16 protein-coding genes are annotated in these 16937 nt (G+C 41.5%); 14 read left to right on the top strand and 2 right to left on the bottom strand.

Going from position 1 to position 16937, the window contains the following annotated elements; genetic code table 11:
• The first annotated feature begins 2 nt into the window (after window positions 1-2).
• From codY to HPK16_RS09105, 4 genes are all read left to right on the top strand, one after another.
• Entirely contained in the window at window positions 3-782 is a 780-nt protein-coding gene (codY, locus tag HPK16_RS09120; protein ID WP_036077117.1) for a GTP-sensing pleiotropic transcriptional regulator CodY, read from the top strand.
• Between the two features lie 98 nt (window positions 783-880).
• Window positions 881-1303 carry a YbgC/FadM family acyl-CoA thioesterase gene (locus tag HPK16_RS09115; RefSeq protein WP_181676666.1) on the top strand — a complete coding sequence of 141 codons (423 nt, stop codon included), beginning with the start codon at window positions 881-883 and terminating at the stop codon, window positions 1301-1303.
• Between the two features lie 15 nt (window positions 1304-1318).
• A complete protein-coding gene (locus HPK16_RS09110) occupies window positions 1319-1633 on the top strand; it encodes a hypothetical protein (RefSeq protein ID WP_181676665.1) in 315 nt (104 codons plus the stop codon).
• Window positions 1633-2499, top strand: coding sequence for an aldose 1-epimerase family protein (locus HPK16_RS09105; RefSeq protein ID WP_181676664.1), 867 nt, complete (start codon window positions 1633-1635; stop codon window positions 2497-2499). The genes HPK16_RS09110 and HPK16_RS09105 overlap by 1 nt, the downstream gene beginning before the upstream one ends.
• A gap of 40 nt (window positions 2500-2539) precedes the next feature.
• Here the strand turns inward: HPK16_RS09105 and plsY are convergent, their stop codons facing one another.
• Complete coding sequence (plsY, locus tag HPK16_RS09100) at window positions 2540-3133, bottom strand: glycerol-3-phosphate 1-O-acyltransferase PlsY (protein WP_181676663.1); 594 nt, start codon at window positions 3131-3133, stop codon at window positions 2540-2542.
• Window positions 3134-3325: 192 nt separating this feature from the next.
• On the opposite strand from plsY, the gene HPK16_RS09095 reads away from it, so the two are divergent.
• The 7 genes from HPK16_RS09095 (at window position 3326) to HPK16_RS09065 (ending at window position 11557) form a co-directional block, all read left to right on the top strand.
• A complete protein-coding gene (locus HPK16_RS09095) occupies window positions 3326-4624 on the top strand; it encodes a purine/pyrimidine permease (protein WP_181676662.1) in 1299 nt (432 codons plus the stop codon).
• Between the two features lie 66 nt (window positions 4625-4690).
• On the top strand, window positions 4691-5110 hold the full coding sequence (locus HPK16_RS09090) for a CoA-binding protein (protein WP_181676661.1): 420 nt from the start codon (window positions 4691-4693) through the stop codon (window positions 5108-5110).
• A gap of 380 nt (window positions 5111-5490) precedes the next feature.
• The gene (gene parE, locus HPK16_RS09085; protein ID WP_181676660.1) at window positions 5491-7458 is read left to right on the top strand and encodes a DNA topoisomerase IV subunit B; all 1968 of its coding nucleotides are present in this window, start codon (window positions 5491-5493) and stop codon (window positions 7456-7458) included.
• Window positions 7455-9905 carry a DNA topoisomerase IV subunit A gene (parC, locus tag HPK16_RS09080; RefSeq protein ID WP_181676659.1) on the top strand — a complete coding sequence of 817 codons (2451 nt, stop codon included), beginning with the start codon at window positions 7455-7457 and terminating at the stop codon, window positions 9903-9905. The genes parE and parC overlap by 4 nt, the downstream gene beginning before the upstream one ends.
• A gap of 74 nt (window positions 9906-9979) precedes the next feature.
• Window positions 9980-10447 carry an S-ribosylhomocysteine lyase gene (locus tag HPK16_RS09075; RefSeq protein ID WP_181676658.1) on the top strand — a complete coding sequence of 156 codons (468 nt, stop codon included), beginning with the start codon at window positions 9980-9982 and terminating at the stop codon, window positions 10445-10447.
• A gap of 149 nt (window positions 10448-10596) precedes the next feature.
• Window positions 10597-10902, top strand: a complete 306-nt coding sequence (locus tag HPK16_RS09070) for a hypothetical protein (protein WP_181676657.1) — start codon at window positions 10597-10599, stop codon at window positions 10900-10902.
• A gap of 25 nt (window positions 10903-10927) precedes the next feature.
• A complete protein-coding gene (locus HPK16_RS09065) occupies window positions 10928-11557 on the top strand; it encodes a hypothetical protein (protein WP_181676656.1) in 630 nt (209 codons plus the stop codon).
• A 44-nt stretch (window positions 11558-11601) separates the two neighbouring features.
• On the opposite strand, the gene HPK16_RS09060 is transcribed toward HPK16_RS09065, so the two are convergent.
• Window positions 11602-13443, bottom strand: coding sequence for an acyltransferase family protein (locus tag HPK16_RS09060; RefSeq protein ID WP_181676655.1), 1842 nt, complete (start codon window positions 13441-13443; stop codon window positions 11602-11604).
• A 257-nt stretch (window positions 13444-13700) separates the two neighbouring features.
• Here HPK16_RS09060 and HPK16_RS09055 point away from each other — a divergent pair, with 257 nt between their 5' ends.
• The 3 genes from HPK16_RS09055 to HPK16_RS09045 all read left to right on the top strand — a co-directional run bounded on the left by HPK16_RS09055 (window position 13701) and on the right by HPK16_RS09045 (window position 16926).
• The gene (locus tag HPK16_RS09055) at window positions 13701-14429 is read left to right on the top strand and encodes a glycerophosphodiester phosphodiesterase family protein (protein WP_181676654.1); all 729 of its coding nucleotides are present in this window, start codon (window positions 13701-13703) and stop codon (window positions 14427-14429) included.
• 205 nt (window positions 14430-14634) lie between these two features.
• Window positions 14635-16305 carry a glycerol-3-phosphate dehydrogenase/oxidase gene (locus HPK16_RS09050; RefSeq protein WP_181676653.1) on the top strand — a complete coding sequence of 557 codons (1671 nt, stop codon included), beginning with the start codon at window positions 14635-14637 and terminating at the stop codon, window positions 16303-16305.
• 192 nt (window positions 16306-16497) lie between these two features.
• Complete coding sequence (locus HPK16_RS09045; RefSeq protein WP_181676652.1) at window positions 16498-16926, top strand: hypothetical protein; 429 nt, start codon at window positions 16498-16500, stop codon at window positions 16924-16926.
• The last annotated feature ends 11 nt before the right edge of the window (window positions 16927-16937 follow it).

The raw sequence follows: 16937 nt of genomic DNA, 5'->3' as shown, positions 1-16937 counted from the left end.
TAATGAACTTATTAGCAAAAACAAGAAAAATTAATGCCATGTTACAAAATGCAGCAGGTAAAACGGTTAACTTCAAAGAAATGGCAGATACGTTAGCGGATGTTATCGAAGCAAACACGTATGTCGTGAGCCGTAAAGGGAAGCTACTTGGTTATTCAGAAGTTTTACCAATCGAAAATGCTCGCATGAAACAAATGTTAGTGGAACGTCAATTTCCTGAAGAGTACACAAATAGTCTTTTCAATGTGAATGAAACATCTTCTAACTTAGAGGTTTCTAGCCAATACACAGCTTTCCCGATTGAGAATAGTGATCTTTTTGTCAAAGGTTTAACGACGATTGTTCCTATTGTCGGTGGTGGGGAACGTCTTGGTACATTGATTCTTTCTCGTTTAGAAAATGATTTCACGGATGACGACTTGTTGCTTGCAGAGTACGGTGGAACAGTTGTCGGAATGGAAATTTTACATGAAAAAGCAGAAGAAATTGAAGAAGAAGCTCGTAGCCGTGCGGTTGTTCAAATGGCAATCAGTTCGCTTTCTTACAGTGAGTTAGAAGCGATTGAGCATATCTTTGATGAGTTAAATGGTAAAGAAGGCCTTCTTGTTGCTTCTAAAATTGCTGACCGTGTAGGTATTACTCGTTCTGTTATCGTTAACGCGCTTCGTAAATTAGAGAGTGCAGGCGTTATTGATTCTCGTTCGCTTGGAATGAAAGGTACATTTATCCGTGTCTTGAATGATAAATTCCTAGTAGAATTAGAAAAATTAAAAAATCATTGATTAAAAAATAGATTTGAGAAACTTCCGCGATTATTATAATTGTGGAAGTTTTTTTGTCGTGGTAGAATGGATAATGTGATGAAAGGAGGGGAAGTTAAGTGAAGTATCATGAGTCGACAATTGTTGTCAGATACGCGGAGACAGATCAGATGGGTATTGTATATCATGCGAATTACTTAGTGTGGATGGAGATTGGTCGTACGGATTTTCTAGAGAGCATTGGGTTGCGTTATTTTGATATGGAGCAAGAAGGCTATATTTCGCCAGTTTTAGATGTGCATATTTCGTATAAGCGAGCCATGAAGTATGGGCAAAAAGCGGTTGTGAAGACGTGGATTAAATCATATGATGGTTTTCGGGTTGTTTATGGATATGAAATCAGGCAAGAGGGCGGCAATGACATACATATTTCTGGTGAGACGGAGCACATTGCGGTTCGAAAAGTTGATTTTAAACCCGTGAGCACAAGGCGGACTTTCCCAACGTGGCATGAGGCCTATTTAGAAGCAATGAAATCGTAATGGTAGGTGAGGATAATGGCTTTTGGCGTGAAACGAGCGGAACTAGAGGCATGGAAAAAACGAGCGGACAGTGGCGAAATTGCCTTTTTGACGCATTATTGGTTAGATGATCGTTTTCCTGATTCGAAAACGGTGACAAAGGCTGCTTGTGCGGATATAGCGAAACTTGAAGCATGGGGTGCAACATACGGTTTTAAACCAGAATGGATTGACAGACGGCACGGAGCCTATCCTCATTATGATTTGTTTGGTGATATACAGCGAACGGTACTAAAAAACGAAGGGGAATGGGATCAGTTAGAGCGGTTTCATTTGAATGGTGATAAATAATGCTAAAACTAGAGAACGATGCCATACTTGTAGAATTAAAAGAGGATGGCGCAGAATTAACACGTATATTTGATAAGAATTCGGAAAAAGAGTTTTTATGGCATGCGGATGGTGCTTTTTGGGCGAGACATTCTCCTGTTTTATTCCCTACGGTGGGTCGTTTAGTAGAGGATACGTATTTGGTGGATGGTAAGCCGTTTCATTTGGGGCAACATGGTTTTGCACGTGATCGCGTATTTCATGTGACGGAGCAAGGAGAGCAGTCGATTACATTACGATTGGAGTCTGATGCGGATTCACTTGCCATATATCCATTTCGTTTTGCTTTGGAAATTTCTTACCGGATTGAAGGGGGAACGATTCACGTTGGCTATCACGTGATGAATTTGGATGATAAGACGATGTATTTTTCAATTGGCGCACATCCTGCTTTTAACGTGCCGTTTGTACAAGGTGAAGTTTTTGAGGATTATTATTTGGAATTTGGGGCTGAGGAGCAACTAGATTCGCTGACACTTTCCGGACCATATTTATCGGGAGAGAAGAAGAAAATAGCAGATGCGAAGAAAATACCGCTGAATTACGAGTTGTTCGGAAATGATGCACTGATTTTTGAAGGTTTGACAAAAAATGAGGTAACGATTCGCTCGCGAAAAAATCGCCATTTTGTGAAAGTAGCATTTCCTGACTTTAAATACGTTGGGATTTGGACGCCAAAGCCGGGTACGCCATTTTTATGTATTGAGCCATGGTTTGGTATTGCGGACACGAAAGGTGAGTCTGTGGAGCTTAAGGACAAGTTAGGGATTGAAAAGTTAGCGGTGGGTGCTGATTTTTCAAGTGAATATACGATTACCATTGGGTAAATAAAAAGAAGTTGGCTGTAGCCAACTTCTTTTTTGGATATTACATCCAGCTTATTTTTGGTTCTTCGCCTTTTTTGATACGTTTTATGTTTGGAATATGGCGGTAAATAATGAACGCTGCAATCGCGGCGATGATACCAACTAGAATCCAGTCCTGGAAGAATAACGAGATAACCAGCGCGCTCGCAGCAGCTATCATGGAGCTGAGTGATACGTATTTGCTGATTTTTAGAGATAGGATAAAGATGACTAGTGCGGCTAAGAACAGCCAAGGTGCATAGGCAAGAATGACTCCTGCTGACGTGGCAACCGCCTTCCCGCCTTTGAATTTCGCAAAAACCGGAAAACTGTGTCCGATAATGGCGAAAATACCTGTGAGTAACCAGAAATGATGGTTGACATCTAGCTGGAAAAAGAACGGTAGAAGTGTTGCAGCTGTTCCTTTCAAAATGTCCATCAGGGTAACGACAATACCCGGTTTCACACCGAGGACGCGGAAGGAGTTGGTCGCGCCAAGATTACCACTTCCGAAGTCACGAATGTCCTTTTTATAGAAAATTTTCCCGATCCACAAACCTGAGGGTATAGAGCCAAGAATATAAGCGATGAGACAAAGTAAAATTATCATTTCCATTTGTTTAGAAACTCCTTTTATTTCGAACTATGTATCTCCGCCATTATAGCATAAAAAAAAGATGCAGAATACCGTAGATACTTATTTATTTCATGGACTTTTTCTAATAACTGGCGTAAAATAGAAAACTGGGTAGCTTTTACTTTTGTTTTGAATAATTAGAAAATAACACAAAAAGGAGTGGGTTTTTGAATGAAAATGGGAATTGCCGCGCTACAGTGGATGATTTTTATGATAGCGGCTGCAATCGTGGCGCCAATTGCGATTGCTGATTTATACCAATTAAGTGCTGTCGAAACGGCGGGCTTCATGCAACGTACGATATTTGTTTTAGGTATAGCGGGGCTGTTACAAGGTTTGTTAGGGCACCGTTTACCGATTCATGAGGGGCCTGCAGGATTATGGTGGAGCGTATTCACAATTTATGCAGGATTTATTGGTGTTTTATACACGTCGAATATCGAGGCATTGCAAGCTTTATCGGGTGGATTACTCGTAAGTGGTGTATTCTTTATTATCTTAGCTGCCAGTGGATTTATCGGTGTATTAGCAAAATTATTTACGCCGACCGTGACGTTTGTTTACTTGATGTTACTGGTGTTGCAACTGAGTGGTTCCTTTATAAAAGGGATGTTCGGAATTTCAGCGGATCACCCAATTATGGATCCATGGATGGCGTTTCTAAGCTTGATTGTAGTCATTGCTGCTTTTTCATTTGGACGCTCAAAAGTCATGTGGATTCGGCAGTATTCGGTGATTTTCAGTTTAGTTCTGGGTTGGGGATTATTTTTGATTGCTGGAAAAGCGCCGAGTGTTGGAGAAGCACATGGTTGGTTTGATTTGCCAAAACTGTTTGCGTTTGGAGTACCGACATTTGATTCTGGCGTGATCACAACAGCGATTTTTATAACGCTACTTTTAATAACTAATTTAGTTGCTTCTGTACGTTTGATGGAGGGAATTGTAGCGAGTAATGAGCGGAGCGATCCGAAAAGATATAGACGAGGTGGACTGATTTCAGGTGTCAATCAGTTACTAGGTGGCGGGTTTTCCGCAATTGGTTCTGTTCCTATTTCGGGAGCTGCTGGTTTTGTCACACAAACGGGTCAGAAATCGATTAAACCATTTTTGATAGGGTGTTTACTAGTCATCGGGATTACGTTGTTCCCACCGATTATGAACATTATGAGCGCGTTGCCGGCACCAGTTGGCTATGCGGTAACCTTTGTGATTTTCTCTAATATGGTTGTTATGGCTTTGAAGGAGCTTAAAAAAATAACCGCTGGGGAAGAAAATGCCTATCTAGTTATTGGTATATCGATGATGATTGGTGTAGGTGTGATGTTCCTATCTCCTTCTGCGACAAAAGGGTTACCAGCTGCGGTCATTGCTATTTTGAATAATGGACTTATCGTTGGCAGTGTTTTTGCGATGCTATTAGAACAGTTTTTCTTATTTCGAGAAAAAGGGCTTTCCTTTAGAAAAAAATAAAATACCGTTCTTGCTTGCTATTTCGCCTCCTAATCCGCTATGATGGACGTATAGGAGGGGATTTAGATGGCAATTTTGAATCCTGAAAGGTCGGAAATTCACCAAATTTTGAACAAAGCTAAGCGAATCGCGGTAGTTGGTCTTAGTGATAATCCAGAGCGCACATCCTATCAAATCTCAGAACGGATGCAGCAAGAAGGTTATACGATTATCCCGGTTAACCCTCGTGTAGACGAAGTACTTGGCGAAAAAGCCGTGGCTAGTTTAGCGGAAATTGAAGGCCGTATCGATATTGTAGATATTTTCCGGAGATCTGAATTCTTACCAGAGTTGGCAAAAGAATTCGACCAAATCGACGCAGATGTATTCTGGGCACAATCAGGCGTTGCAAACGAAGAAGCCTACAATTTCCTAAAAGAAAAGGGCCACACAGTCATCATGGACCGCTGCATTATGGTTGAGTATTTGCTTTCTGGCAAAGGATAATGTTAGACTAGACAAATAGCTAAGAAAGAAAGCCTCTGTAAAAGGGGCTTTTGACTTGCAAAAAAATACATATCGCTGCACTTAAAACACGCTACACCAAAAATACTAAATCCCATATCCGTGTTATGAAACCTCTACCGCTTAATTTCTAGGCAAAAGTGAGTATCAGCGCGGGACATAGGATTGTACGAGAGCATTGGAACGGAGCTTTTAACGACGAAAGTGAGTGGTTCTCGTCCCGCAGAAGAGCAAGTGGGCTTTATTTTTTTGGGCGGAAGTGCTATTCTGTTAAAGTAGTTGTTGCCAACATATGTTTGGATAACAGGTAGAAATGGGTAAACAGCAAGGTATATAAGCAAAATCGGAAGGAGCAAAATAAAATGAGTCGTTCAAAAAATGAGTATAATGATGATTCGATTCAGGTGTTGGAAGGACTTGAGGCGGTACGTAAGCGCCCGGCGATGTATATCGGTTCGACAGATACACGTGGATTGCATCACTTAGTCTATGAAATCGTGGATAATTCCGTCGATGAGGCATTGGCTGGATATGGACATAAAATAAAAGTTGTTTTACACGCAGACGAGAGTGTCAGCGTTTCGGATGAGGGGCGTGGTATGCCGGTCGGAATGCATAAAACAGGTAAGCCAACTGTTGAAGTTATTTTGACGGTGCTTCATGCGGGTGGTAAGTTTGGCCAAGGTGGTTACAAAACAAGTGGGGGCTTGCACGGTGTAGGTTCTTCGGTTGTTAATGCTTTGTCAGAAACGCTAAAAGTAACAATTTATCGCGAGGGCTTCACCTATGAAATGGATTTTGAAAATGGTGGTAAACCAGTAGGTACGTTGCGCAAGCTAGGCAAAACAAATAAAAGAGGTACAACGATTCGTTTTAAACCTGATAAAACGATTTTTCCCATGACTTCTTATAATTATGAAACGTTATCGGAACGTTTGCGTGAATCGGCATTCCTTTTAAAGGGGATGGAGATTGAGCTTGTAGACGAACGTATCGGGATGGAAGAGAAATTCCATTTTGAAGATGGCGTGAAAAACTTTGTGGAATACATCAACGAAGGAAAAGATGTGTTGCATCCAGTTGTGTCGTTTGAAGGGGATAGCAATACGATTGAAATCGCGATGGCGTTCCAATTTAACGATGGTTATGCGGAGAATATCTTGAGTTTTGTTAATAACGTGCGGACAAAGGGTGCAGGCGCGCATGAGGCTGGTATGAAGGCTGCAATGACGCGTGTGTTTAATGAGTATGCTCGCCGCGTTGGGATGCTGAAGGAGAAAGAGAAGAACCTTGAAGGTAGCGATATTCGTGAAGGGCTTTCGGCAGTACTTTCGATTCGGATTCCGGAGAACTTATTGCAATTTGAAGGTCAAACGAAGGAAAAACTCGGAACGCAAGAGGCCAGACCTGCGGTGGATGCTGTTGTAGCGGAACATTTGGGCTATTATTTAGCGGAGAACCCAGAAGTGAGTGCTTTGCTTGTGAAAAAGGCTGTGAAGGCGCGTGAGGCGCGTGAGGCAGCACGTAAGGCTCGTGAAGAAACGCGAAACGGCAAGAAGCGTAAGCGTTCGGAAACATCGCTTTCTGGTAAACTGACGCCAGCACAATCGCGAAACCCGGAAAGAAATGAATTATATCTTGTCGAAGGAGACTCGGCGGGTGGTTCGGCTAAACAAGGGCGTGATCGCCGTTTCCAAGCCATTTTGCCGCTTCGTGGTAAGGTTATTAATACGGAGAAAGCGAAACTCGTCGATATTATGAAAAATGAAGAAATTAGTACGATTATCCATACGGTTGGCGCTGGTGTAGGTGCTGAGTTCGAGGTGGAGGATTGTAATTATGATAAAGTTGTGATTATGACCGATGCGGATACGGATGGTGCACATATTCAAGTGCTGCTTCTGACGTTCTTTTATCGATACATGCGTCCGTTAGTGGAAGCTGGCAAGGTTTATATTGCGCTACCACCGCTTTACAAGGTTAGTAAGGGTGTTGGTAAAAAAGAAGTGATGGCCTATGCGTGGACTGATGAGGAGCTAGATGCAGCGATTCAAAAAATTGGCAAAGGCTACATTATCCAGCGCTATAAAGGGCTTGGTGAGATGAACGCCGATCAGTTGTGGGATACGACGATGAATCCAGAGTCGCGAACGCTGATCCGTGTACGCATTGATGATATCGCTCGCGCTGAGCGTCGTGTGGCGACACTGATGGGCGATAAAGTAGAGCCAAGACGTGACTGGATTGAGAAAAACGTGGAATTCTCGCTGGAAGAAGATCAGAGTATTCTAGAAAACGAGAACATGATTATTGAGGAGGCGGGCGAGTGAGTACTCCAGATGAAAAAATTCAAGACTTAGCCTTGGAAGAAGTTTTAGGAGACCGGTTTGGTCGTTATAGTAAATATATTATTCAAGAACGTGCGTTACCGGATGCGCGTGATGGATTGAAACCTGTACAACGTCGGATTTTGTTTGCGATGCATGTCGAGGGCAATACGGCGGAAAAGGGATTCCGTAAATCAGCGAAAACAGTTGGTAATGTTATCGGTAACTATCACCCGCATGGTGATTCGTCGGTGTATGAGGCGATGGTGCGGATGAGTCAGGATTGGAAAGTTCGTAATACCTTGATTGAAATGCACGGAAATAACGGTAGTGTCGACGGTGATCCGCCTGCTGCCATGCGTTATACGGAAGCACGGACATCCAAAATTTCATCGGAGTTATTGCGTGATTTGGATAAAGAGACCGTTGATTTTGTGTCAAACTTTGATGATACAACGAGTGAGCCGACGGTATTGCCAAGTCGTTTTCCGAATTTGCTTGTCAATGGCTCGACAGGGATTTCAGCTGGGTATGCAACAGATATTCCACCGCATAATTTGACGGAAGTGATTGAGGGCGTCATTAAGCGTTTGGATAAGCCGGATTGCACGACGTCGGATATTATGAAGCTGATTAAAGGCCCAGATTTCCCGACTGGTGGGATTATTCAAGGTATTGATGGGATTCGCAAAGCCTATGAAACTGGAAAAGGACGCGTGGTTGTGCGTTCGAAGACAGTTATTGAAGATATGCGCGGTGGTCGTCAACAAATCGTGATTACCGAAATTCCATATGAAATTAACAAAGCGACACTTGTCAAGCGGATGGATGATCTACGTATTGATAAGAAAATCGAGGGTATTTCAGAGGTTCGTGATGAAACGGATCGGACTGGACTTCGCATTGTGATTGAATTGAAAAAAGACGCGAATGCAGATGGGGTACTGAATTACCTTTTCAAAAATACGGATTTGCAAATTTCATATAATTTCAATATGGTTGCGATTTTTAATAAACGTCCGCAATTGATGGGTGTTATTTCGATGATTGACGCCTACATTGCGCACCAAAAAGAGATTATAACGAAGCGTTCGGAATATGATATTAGACGTGCGAAGGCGCGCCAACATATCATTGACGGTCTCATGAAGGCTCTATCGATTTTAGATGAAGTGATTCAAATGATTCGCGGTTCCAAAGATAAACGTGATGCGAAGTTAAATTTGCAAACAACATATGATTTTAGTGAGAAGCAAGCAGAAGCCATTGTTTCTTTGCAACTCTATCGTTTAACAAATACAGATATTACGCAACTTCAGCAGGAGGCCGATGAGCTGGCGAAACAAATTTCAGCATTAGAAGCCATCCTGGGTGATGAGAATAACTTGATTGCTTGTCTAAAAGAAGAGCTAAATGAAATTAAGAAAAAATATAAAACACCGCGTTTGACGGTTATCGAAAATGAAATTTCTGAAATAAAAATTGATACAGAGGTTCTTGTTGCAAGTGAGGACGTTGTTGTTTCTGTTACGAAAGAAGGTTATGTGAAACGCACGGGTATGCGTTCATACGCCGCGTCTAATGGAGAAGATTTATCGATGAAAGAAACCGATCATGCTATCTTTATTCAGACGATGAACACGATGGATTCGCTGTTACTTTTCACAAGTAAGGGAAACTATATTTATCGTCCTGTCCATGAGTTGCCGGATATTAAGTGGAAGAACCTGGGTGAGCATGTGAGCCATCTCGTTTCGGATACGTCCTCAGAAGAAGAAGTTGTCGCGGCCATTCCGATGAAAACGTTCAGTGAAACGGATTATTTCTTGTTTGTTACGAAAAATGGCATGATTAAAGCATCGGCGGTATTGAATTACAAACCGCAACGTTATTCCAAAACATTGATGGCGATTAACTTAAAAGGTGATGACAGCTTAATTTCTGCGGAGACTGTTATTGGAAATGAAGATGTATTCTTAGCGAGTCATAATGGCTATGGTCTGCGTTATTCGATTAGTGAAGTGCCACTTTCTGGTGCTAGAACGGCTGGTGTCAAAGCGATGAATCTGAAAGCAGATGATTTTATTGTTGGCGCCAAAGTAATTGTTCCAAGCGAAAAACGTGATTTGGTCTTGCTTACACAGCGCGGATCAGCTAAACGAATGAAATTATCAGAGTTTGAGCCGATTTCCAGAGCAAAACGTGGTCTTCTAATGCTCCGTGAACTGAAAAGTAGTCCGCACCGTTTTATCAGTTTAGATTTAGCAGATAGCAAGGACACCATTCATATTGCGACTGATAAAGAAGTTGTTGTGAATCTGGATGTTTCCAACTTGCGCGTGACGGATCGTTATTCGAATGGTTCGTTCATTATGGACGAGCAATTAGAAGGCGGACCAGTCGAAACATGGCTGGGACTTGCAACGATTACTGAAAATACGGTAGAATAGTTCGTGTCGTAGAATTCCTAGGTAAGCAAGTTTACGCTAGCCTAGGAATATTTTTTTAGAGAGGATGGATTGGAATGTCTGAAAAAATGAATGTAGAGAGTTTTAACCTAGATCATACGCTTGTAAAAGCACCGTACGTAAGACTTGCGGGCCAAAAAATAGGGGAGCACGGAGACGAGATTTATAAGTACGATATTCGTTTTATGCAGCCCAATAAAGAACATATGGAAATGCCGGCGCTTCATTCACTGGAGCATCTAATGGCGGAGTTATCACGCAATCATTCCGATAAAATTGTGGATATTAGTCCAATGGGTTGTCAAACTGGTTTTTATTTATCTATTATCAACCATGATGACTATGAGGATGTGTTGGCGATTCTTGAAAAAACGCTGGTTGATGTATTAGAGGCTACGGAAGTTCCTGCTTGTAATGAAGTGCAATGTGGCTGGGCTGCTAGTCATAGCTTAGAAGGTGCTAAGGAGTTGGCTAAAAATTTCTTGGACAAAAAGCAAGAATGGCCGCACGTTTTTGGAGAATAATTCGTAAAAGCATTTACATGTCAGCTGGAATATGTTAAATTGTATATATATACATGACGATGAAGATCACTATGAGAGTGGTCTTTTTTATTGTCACTTTGAAAGCGGAAACACCTACATATATAAAACAGTTTATGGAAAGGCGGATAATGATGAGGAAAATTTCTTTTATGCATCAAAATGAAATGGACATAAGATTACGAAGGTTTAGCGATGCGGTAAATGGGTTACAAGGACTGTCGAAAAAACAAACAGTCGTTGAGAAAAAAGCGGCTAAATATATCGTGATAGAACCGTTTGAATCTGCCTGTGAAAAGGCGTTAAAACAAATGGATGCGATTGATAACGGATTCAGGAAATATTTAAAAGGTCGCGTACATGTGGAAAAAGAACTGTGGATTATTGCGTCAATCAAGAATTTAATTGATTATGGTTACTTAAAGATAGAGGAGTAGCAATGCTGGAAAGGAACCGCTTGATATGGAATTAGAACGGATTTGTCGATTATTAAAGCAACGTGGGGAACGGGTGATTGCGAAGAAAAATAGTATTGAGACCTTTCATGAGCAAGGAGAGGATTACTATCGATTGGAGCGCGAACGATTAGCAGGTAGTGAACGGTGGCATTATTTTTATGTGCGGAGTGAGGAAAAAGAGCACCTAGCGAGCTATGTCGATGAGCGTGAAGGGGCTCGGATATTTTATTTGTGGACGATGCGTAGTCATTACCGCGAAAAATATATTTGGAAAATTCATGAATATCTACAGGAGACAGATTATGATATCAGTCCAGATACGGCGACTGTTGAGCGAGCATTGGCGGTTTTGTCGAAGTTACATATACCGAGGCACCTATATAGTTTGGAAAATGAACAGAAGCCAGACTCGATTAACCTTGAAACAGATTGGGATTCTGGACGAAGTTTTTATATTGATTTAAAGGGGAGAAGGCATCGGGAAACATTAATTCGATCTAAAAGCATCGCGGTGAGTATAGCGTTTGATAGAGTCTTGATGCTCTATTTATTTTATCAGGAACAGGATGCGTTGTTTCAGTCTAACGAAATACAAACGCTATTTAACGAGCAGGAGCGCTTGGTCTTTCTATAGAAAAAATCCATCGAATCCGGTGTTAGGGGATTCGATGGATTTTTTTAATGAGCCATTTTATTAGTCAATAAACCAACATAAGCGGAAACGCCTTTTTTCGTTAAATGAACGCCATCACGACCGAAATATTCTGGATGATCGACGGCTAAGCTGTACCAATCTACGCGTGTGACATTATCATACTCCGCGTCAATTTTATCGATAGATTCATTTACTTCGGATTCCCATTGACGAGGAACGCGTGTATTCACAAGATAAATACTAGCTTGATCGAACATTTGAACGAGTTGCTCCATTTTTTTGAGGGCAAAAGGACCGTTTGTACCGAGTTCGAGAATCACGGCGCTCCCTTTGTTGTTATATTTATTATATTGTGTAGCAGTGTTGATAGCATCAGCCATTTGGCGACCTACTAGACCGTCAATTGTGATATTTGGAACGGATTTCTCGAGTACTGGCTGAATGTCAATCATGAGTGAATCACCAATCGCTAATGTTTGTGTATAGCTAATTTTGTCTGGGGTGACCGGTGCTTTCGCCGCATTCTTTTTAGGTGCTGGTGTCGGCTTGGTTGGTGTATCAGGTTTTGGTGTTTCTTTTTGCGGTGTTTTCGCGTCTGCAACAATTTTTACGTGGGTTTTCTGTGTGCCTTCTGCGTTTGTTTTCACTGGAATTAGATTACTCATACCGAGTGCGAAGAATCCAAGAATGAGAACGAGACTGCTTATAAAAGCCCATTTTCCAACTGGATAGCCGCGCCAATGTAGTAAACCTTTGAAATGGAATGACTTGACGTATGCGATGAAGCCTTTTTTTCTAATCGGGGTTTCTACAAAGCGATAGGAAAGTTCCGCGATAAGAAGTGTTACTACAACTTGAAGAGTAGCTCGTACTAAATTCGGCGTCCCGACTTCGGTGATTGGTGTTGTCAAGGTGATAATGGGATAGTGCCATAAATAAATACCGTAGGATCGCATCCCAATCCAGCGCAATGGTTTAAAACTAAATAATTTGCTAAGGTATGAGGCTGGGTGCGCGATAGTAGCAATCATGATAATCGCGTTGATGGCAATTAAAAACATGCCTCCTCGGTATAAAAAGGAATCATACTCGTTTACGGTTACGATACAAATTAAGAAGATGGATACGCTGATCGTTCCAGCCAGGTTGACGGCAAATTTTGCAGGCTTTGGAATGTGAGGCGACAAGCGTGTAAATGGCCAAACAAAAGCCAATGCTCCGCCGAGTAACAAGCCAAATGCGCGTGTGTCTGTGCCGTAATAAACACGACTTGGATCGCCGTCCGGTGAATACAGAACAGCCATTAAAATAGCAGAAAGCATCGCTGCAATCACAATAATGCGTAAAATGATGGCTGGTTTCTTAATGAACTTTAAGGCGCCATATAAAAACAGTGGCCAGATAATATAAAACTGTTCTTCAATAGCTAAAGACCATAAATTTTTGATAGGGGATGCCGTTCCAAAAGAGTCAAAGTAGGATACGTTATGGAAAATGAACCACCAATTACTCATGTACAGAAAGGAAGCTGTGGCGTCTCCGCGTAATGTTGCCAGAAGTGGGCGGTTAAAAATCACGGCAAAAACCACAACGACAACAATCATTAAGTATACGGCAGGAATGAGTCGTCTGAAACGGCCAATCCAAAATTTCTTCAAATCAAGGCGTTCATTCTTTTCCCATTCGGATAGTAAAATATTGGTGATTAAGTAGCCTGATAAAACAAAAAAGATGTCAACTCCCAAGAAACCACCGGAAGCCCATCCAAAACTGAGGTGATAGGCGATGACAGCTATAACTGCCAGTGCTCGAAGCCCATCAATGCTAGGTACGTATTTTCTTTTATATCGAGCGGATCTCTCCATGTAATCTCTCCTAACTGCAAATCATAAGGAAAGAAAGTTTCCTAATTTTAATTGCTAATATGAGTAGTAGGAACAAAAGCTTGTTAATAATTCCATTTTGCTGACTTCGGTTATTCTCTACTGACCTATCATAACACATGTTTCTAGCGCTGTAATTCGATAGGCCGCAAAAAAACAGGAATTTATTAAATTTGAGACAATTGTCTTATTTATGTATAATAAAAAGAACAATATGTCACATGATTGAGGTGAGGAATTTGACGGAAATATTTGCTCATCGTGGGAGTAAGGGGTCACATCCTGAAAATACGATACCAGCCTTTTTGGCAGCGGCGAAGGCTGGGGCTGATGGAATTGAATTAGATGTACAATTGACAAAAGATGGGGTCCCTGTCGTGATTCATGATGAAACGGTAAATCGGACGACAAACGGCTCGGGATTAGTAAAGGATTTTACGTTGAAGGAGCTCCAAAAGTTGGATGCGCACCAAGGATATAAGAAACGTTTTCGGGCGTTGTTTAAAAAAACAAAGATTCCTACATTGGAAGAAGTTCTTGTTGTACTAGGCGGATATCCGTTGATTCTAAATATTGAATTAAAAACGGATGCGTATGATTATCCTGGAATCGAGGAGAAAGTACTGGAACTTTGCAATAGGAGAGCTGGACGGCTTGCTTTTTTATTTTGCTCCTTTAATTTAGATACATTGGCGCGAATGAGGGCGCTGGATGATACGATTAAACTCTCGGCGATTACGAAATTGGATGTGGAAGAAGCAGTCGCGCAGTTAGCAAGTTTGCAACTGGATAGTATTAACCCGCCGTATACGATTCGGAATCATGATATGTTTGGAAATGTGGCAACGCGTTGCTGGACGGCTAACAAAGTAAGCCAGATGGAGACACTTTTTGATGAAAATGTTCGAGGATTTATGACGGATTTTCCAGAAAAGGCTGTAGAAATACGAAGAAAGCGAAACAAATAGCTTTACTTTTAGGGAACGGCTGTACTATAATTGGAGACAAGTTAATATTAATTATTGTCTGAGATACGGAGAGACTACAAATGGCGAGCGCAATCGCTTGTTTTGTAGTCTCTCTTTTTTTGTATAGCGGTTTCAAACCCAACGAAACGTGGAAAACAGATGATGATGGATAGACTGCAAACAGGTCCTAGAGGGGGAAAAGATGATGGTACAATTATTTTCAGCTTTTGACAGAGAAACGATTCAAACGAAGATGGCAGAGGAAGAATTCGATTTAGTTATTGTAGGCGGTGGGATTACAGGTGCAGGGATTGCGCTTGATGCCGTTTCGCGTGGGATGAGCGTGGCGCTAATTGAAATGCAAGATTTTGCAGCGGGAACTTCTAGCCGTTCGACTAAATTGGTTCACGGTGGCTTGCGTTATTTGCAACAATTTGAAATTAAAGAAGTAGCTGATTTAGGGAAGGAACGTGCGATTGTATATGAAAACGGTCCGCATGTGACGACGCCTGAATGGATGATGTTACCGTTTCATAAAGGTGGAAATATGGGTAAATTGAGCGCCTCGTTTGGCATTCGCTTATATGATTATTTGGCGGGTGTAAAAAAGGACGAGCGACGCAAAATTTTATCAGCAAAAGAAACATTGGCTAAGAACCCATTTGTGAAGAAGGAAGGGCTGAAAGGTTCGGGGTACTACGTGGAATACCGTACAGATGATGCTCGTTTAACTATTGAGGTAATGAAAAAAGCTGTGGAGCTGGGCGCGAAAGTCATTAATTATACGAAAGCGGAGAATTTTCTATATGACGCAAAAAAACACGTAGTTGGCGTTGTAGCACGTGACCGTATTACTGGAAAAGTATTCGACATTAAGGGACATCGTGTAATTAATGCAGCTGGGCCATGGGTCGACAAAGTACGTAAGATGGACTATGCAGTCAATAATAAACACCTTCGCCTTACAAAAGGCATCCATCTTGTTATTGATAAAACGAAATTCCCGATGGAGCAAGCTGTTTATTTTGATACGCCAGATGGTCGAATGGTTTTTGCTATTCCTCGTGAAAAGAAAGTCTACGTGGGGACGACAGATACCGTGTATGAAGAAATGGTGATCAATCCAAAAGCGAATGAAGAGGATCATAAATACGTGATTAAAGCGATTAATTACATGTTCCCCGATGTTCATATTAGCGAAAATGACATTGAATCGAGCTGGGCTGGTGTTCGTCCGCTTATTTATGAAGAAGGTAAGGATCCATCTGAGATTTCGCGTAAAGACGAGGTTTGGTTCTCAGAAAGTGGTCTGATTACGATGGCTGGTGGGAAATTGACTGGTTACCGCAAAATGGCTGAGAAGCTGCTAGATGAGGTTTCTAAAGCTCTCGCGAAAGAGACGGGTAAGAAATTTAAAACAGTACAAACGCATCATCTGCCAATTTCAGGTGGAGATGTCGGTGGTTCGAAAAATATTGATGCCTTTATTGAGAAGAAGGCAAAAGAAGGGAATAATCGCTTTGGCTGGTCGTTAGAAGAGGGGCGTGAATTGGCGAAGCGTTATGGTTCGAATATCGATCATGTATTCACCTATGCGCAGGAGCACAAGGAAAACGGGACATCGTCATTGCCGAACAGTTTGTATGCACAACTTCACTATGCGATTTATCAAGAAGCTGTGGTTCATCCTGTCGATTTCTTATTGCGTCGCACGGGTTACTTGTTGTTTGATATGCCTTACTTGTTGGAATGGAAGGAAGAAGTCATAGAAGATATGAATAATTTATTCCAATGGGACACGCAAACGAAGGAGCAATTGGTAGCTGAATTGCAAACACAGATTGATGATGCGCGGGAACCGGCAGACTGGCATTAAATTCAAATTATTATATTTCATTAAGCCTCTCGGACTAATCTTCGGGGGCTTTTTGTTATAAATGAATCTAAAATGACTATTTTTATTTGATTAGTGATTTAGAAGTAGTAGAATAGAGATGTGATTTATTCTACGTTACCTTACTATCAAAAAGGATCAAGGTGGTTTGGGCATTCAAAGGGGGATATTTATATGTCAACAGCTATGCGCTTTTTAGGTGAACACGCAGAAGAGGCTACTGATTATTGGATGAGCGCTTATTACATGAATTCAGAGGAATATCAAGCGAGGAAATTTACGCCCGGTTATATCGAAGCGCAGCGTAAGGAAACGGTGGCTCTCCTCAGGCACGCTTTAATGGATGAAGTTAGTATTCCGTCTAATGCAAAGAATATGGGAGAGGACAGGTATGACATGCAGACGGATTTTAGAGATGTCCTTAAAAATCATATGAGCTTTTACCAAGCGATGAATGAATTCCTTATTATCCACTACATGAAGCGAACTTTCACTTGCGAAGAAAAAGATTTTTTTGAAGAATTGCTAAAACTCCGAAAATATGAAGCTGTATCTATAGATGAGTTCGTTGCTGGGTATATGTTGAACCAGGCAGTTAGATAATTACATTTATA

Origin of the sequence: Paenilisteria rustica (assembly GCF_013820765.1) — a bacterium.
GTDB classification, from domain to species: Bacteria; Bacillota; Bacilli; order Lactobacillales; family Listeriaceae; genus Listeria_A; species Listeria_A rustica.
Note: the sequence above shows the minus strand (reverse complement) of the source record. Positions and strands in the feature narration are given on the sequence as shown.

What these genes read in the sequence shown, in the direction of transcription:
- HPK16_RS09075 (WP_181676658.1), top strand. Translation starts at nt 9,980, where the DNA reads ATGTCTGAAAAAATGAATGTAGAGAGTTTTAACCTAGATCATACGCTT.
- parE (WP_181676660.1), top strand. Translation starts at nt 5,491, where the DNA reads ATGAGTCGTTCAAAAAATGAGTATAATGATGATTCGATTCAGGTGTTG.
- HPK16_RS09105 (WP_181676664.1), top strand. Translation starts at nt 1,633, where the DNA reads ATGCTAAAACTAGAGAACGATGCCATACTTGTAGAATTAAAAGAGGAT.
- HPK16_RS09110 (WP_181676665.1), top strand. Translation starts at nt 1,319, where the DNA reads ATGGCTTTTGGCGTGAAACGAGCGGAACTAGAGGCATGGAAAAAACGA.
- HPK16_RS09045 (WP_181676652.1), top strand. Translation starts at nt 16,498, where the DNA reads ATGTCAACAGCTATGCGCTTTTTAGGTGAACACGCAGAAGAGGCTACT.
- HPK16_RS09065 (WP_181676656.1), top strand. Translation starts at nt 10,928, where the DNA reads ATGGAATTAGAACGGATTTGTCGATTATTAAAGCAACGTGGGGAACGG.
- HPK16_RS09050 (WP_181676653.1), top strand. Translation starts at nt 14,635, where the DNA reads ATGGTACAATTATTTTCAGCTTTTGACAGAGAAACGATTCAAACGAAG.
- HPK16_RS09070 (WP_181676657.1), top strand. Translation starts at nt 10,597, where the DNA reads ATGATGAGGAAAATTTCTTTTATGCATCAAAATGAAATGGACATAAGA.
- plsY (WP_181676663.1), bottom strand. Translation starts at nt 3,133, where the DNA reads ATGGAAATGATAATTTTACTTTGTCTCATCGCTTATATTCTTGGCTCT.
- HPK16_RS09095 (WP_181676662.1), top strand. Translation starts at nt 3,326, where the DNA reads ATGAAAATGGGAATTGCCGCGCTACAGTGGATGATTTTTATGATAGCG.
- HPK16_RS09060 (WP_181676655.1), bottom strand. Translation starts at nt 13,443, where the DNA reads ATGGAGAGATCCGCTCGATATAAAAGAAAATACGTACCTAGCATTGAT.
- codY (WP_036077117.1), top strand. Translation starts at nt 3, where the DNA reads ATGAACTTATTAGCAAAAACAAGAAAAATTAATGCCATGTTACAAAAT.
- HPK16_RS09090 (WP_181676661.1), top strand. Translation starts at nt 4,691, where the DNA reads ATGGCAATTTTGAATCCTGAAAGGTCGGAAATTCACCAAATTTTGAAC.